Origin of the sequence: Gelidibacter sp. (assembly GCF_035577925.1) — a bacterium.
In the GTDB taxonomy this organism is placed as follows: domain Bacteria; phylum Bacteroidota; class Bacteroidia; order Flavobacteriales; family Flavobacteriaceae; genus Gelidibacter.
The window spans coordinates 1-1,998 of sequence record NZ_DATJCY010000220.1 but is presented as its reverse complement, the minus strand read 5'-3'; the positions used below and the strand labels follow the sequence as shown (position 1 = coordinate 1,998).

Genomic DNA, 1,998 nt, shown 5'->3' with positions numbered 1-1,998 from the left:
ATTTTGAGCGTTGGCAAAATTCAAGCTCTTTCGGTTTTTTGTTTTGGCTTTGAGTGTCGGCAAAAACCAAATGTGCTTGAATGTGCGGTTGGCTTTCTACACTGACCGATAACTCCCAAATATGCGAAATTCCATTAAGTTATCCAAGCCTGTATGTAGCTATTTATTAATTGTTTACAATTTTATAGCTTCATAGATATTTAAAATGCGAAACCCTACGGATATTTAAAATACGAAGCGCAACTCCCTCCTTTTCAAGATTTCCTTTAGAACATATCGAAGTAAGACTGTATTTTAAACTCAAAAAAAATCAAAGTCAAAAAGGACGGCTACCGGTCTATGATCATCGTTCTATAACAACTTCCCTTGTGGTTAACAAATAGAGAAAACAACCTTGGTTTCAATAAAAAACTCAAACCACCGACACAAACCCATACCGAATGCCCGCATCACCGCGCATCAAATAATTCGTCCCGTTGACCTGCTGATAGTGCGCCAAACGCAACATGGCATAGCGCACCCCAGGATCAGAAGCGTTAAGAGGTGCCGTTTCCAAACTAAAATGATCATCCCCAAAATCCCTGAAAAGCTCCAACAGCCCACTCAACTGAAACGAAAAATCCAAAGTCTCAAAATCAAAACAGACCGTCAACAATTGCACGCCCAACAAATCCACGCCATCTGGCAATTCCATCCGTTCCATATCAAAACCACTTACGGTCATTCGGGGCGTGGTCCAATCAAACGCCAACTTGCCGCTCAACAACACCCCCGATCCTTCTTGAAACCTAAAATCCTTTAACAAACGCTTGCCATAATCCGTAGCCATCCCCTCGGCCACGCAACGCTTGCCAAAAACCGATACCTCATCCAAATTCTTGATTTCCATAAACAACGACTGCAACCGGTAGTGCACACTCCCATAGTTTTTATCCAGCCACAAGCTTCTGAACGACTGCTTAAATACCTTGTTCACAACCGAGGCAAGCCCCATCTCACTACTGTTGCCCCGCATCAACGCCGAACGCTTGATGCTCTCACTATTAAAACCACCACCCGAAACTCTTGCAAGATGCTCTCCCTCGCGTTTGTAGAAATTCACACCTCCCAAAGTGCCGTCCAGTTTTACAATTCCTTTTTGTCGTGCCATAACATTCTATATATTAGACCATAAGCACCCTAAAAATAGTCAATTTTAACCTAATCTCAAATACCCCCAAACAACACCGCATTTCAAACACAATAGAGGCACACATTTTAACATCTCCAATAGTTATAATAACTATATACCGAGTTTATATCGACTTTATATCGAGTTCATATCGACTATACAGCGACTATAACACGATTTTGTATCGATTTTATAACGATGATAAGCCCATATTCAAGCAGTTTAATAACGTTCTAAGATCCACTTCAATTAGGTACTGCTTAGACTCTTATACAGCATTTACAGCTAGTAATCATATCGGCAATATTCTTTGTAAGCCTTTTCACATTCCTCAACCACCCTACTTCTATTGCTTCTCAAAGGTCAAAAAATACACTATGCGCTCTTTTTTAAAATGGTCATTTCGTTTTAAGGCATAAAAAAATCACCTTTCAAAAAAGTGATTCCATAACATCTTTACGCTTCTAGGCATACATCAAAAAATTATATGAGATGCTTTTCCCTTGATTTTTAATCCCGTCCTAAAGAATATATCAGGCAAAATCGGGCACTCTTTAGAGCCAGAAACAAAACCAATTTTCAATGTATCAAACCAAACCGATCCTTGTCGCACACAAATCTTTGTACATCTATAGTCTTTTATCAGCTATAATTTAAGCCACAACAGATCCATTTTTAACCTTGGTTTCCGGTCGCAACAAGCACACATCCTTATCTTTTACGGCGCCCATCACCAGACATTCGCTCATAAATGTGGCGATCTGCTTTCTTGGAAAATTAACAACAGCTACAATTTGACGATGCAACAAATCCTCCTTCGCATAAAG

Annotated in this window: 1 protein-coding gene and 1 pseudogene; both read right to left on the bottom strand. The window is 39.9% G+C overall.

Annotated features, from left to right (window positions below):
* Window positions 1–412: 412 nt before the first annotated feature.
* Window positions 413–1,150 carry a hypothetical protein gene (locus VNJ50_RS08895; protein ID WP_325581039.1) on the bottom strand — a complete coding sequence of 246 codons (738 nt, stop codon included), beginning with the start codon at window positions 1,148–1,150 and terminating at the stop codon, window positions 413–415.
* Between the two features lie 674 nt (window positions 1,151–1,824).
* A pseudogene (locus VNJ50_RS08890) lies at window positions 1,825–1,998 on the bottom strand (tRNA-binding protein); the annotation flags it as partial.